This window comes from Pseudomonas sp. NBRC 111127, assembly GCF_001320345.1.
GTDB lineage: Bacteria > Pseudomonadota > Gammaproteobacteria > Pseudomonadales > Pseudomonadaceae > Aquipseudomonas > Aquipseudomonas juntendi.
In genome coordinates this window covers 1-737 of the sequence record NZ_BCBD01000343.1, presented here as the reverse complement: position 1 = coordinate 737, position 737 = coordinate 1, and the positions used below count along the sequence as shown (strand labels likewise).

Annotated in this window: 1 protein-coding gene; it reads left to right on the top strand. The window is 63.5% G+C overall.

The genetic code is table 11. From position 1 onward, the window contains the following. Positions 1 to 126: 126 nt before the first annotated feature. Positions 127 to 737 (top strand): baseplate J/gp47 family protein (locus APH30_RS27345; RefSeq protein WP_177333815.1); only part of this gene is annotated, 611 nt, incomplete at its 3' end.

Below are 737 nucleotides of genomic sequence, written 5' to 3'. Positions count from 1 at the left end.
TGCGTGGGCATGACGGCCTTCAGCGTCACCTCGGATGCGGTAACCCGGCAGCTGACCGTGGCCGCGACCATCACCAGCGCCTCAGGCGAGAGCGCAGACATCAACTTCGTACAGGCAATCGTCTAAATGGCTGAGATCACCGACCAGGGCATCACAGGCACGTCGCTCAACGACTACCTGGCCGACATCAATGCGCGCACGCTGGCGATCGACCCAGATTGGAACATCGACGCAGACTCTCCAGACGGCCAACGCATCGGCATCGAGGCCGAGATGCTGGCAAACCTGGACGAGGGCATCGTGGCCGCCTACCGCGCGAAGGACCCCGACAGCGCCACCGGCGAGGCCCTGCGAAACATCGGCAAGATCTCCGGCGTGGCCATTCGCGATGCCACCTATTCGGTCGCTCCGATCACTATCACAGGCCAGGCCGGTACCGTGATTCCGGCCAACTCGCAGATCCGAAGCAGGATCGACAACACGCTCTGGCTGACCACCGCGGCAATAGTGATCGGCGTCTCGCAGAGCGCCACCGGCTTCGCGACCTGTGTAACGCCAGGCCGTGTCCTGGCGGGTGCTGGCGAGCTCACAGTGATCGGTACGCCGTACCCTGGCTGGTCCTCGGTTACCAATGCTGCTGCTGCCCCAGGCGAAGACGCCGAGTCGGACGTTGAATTCCGCGCCCGCCGGAACAACTCGGTATCTCTGCCCGGCAGCAACATGAAGGACAACATGCT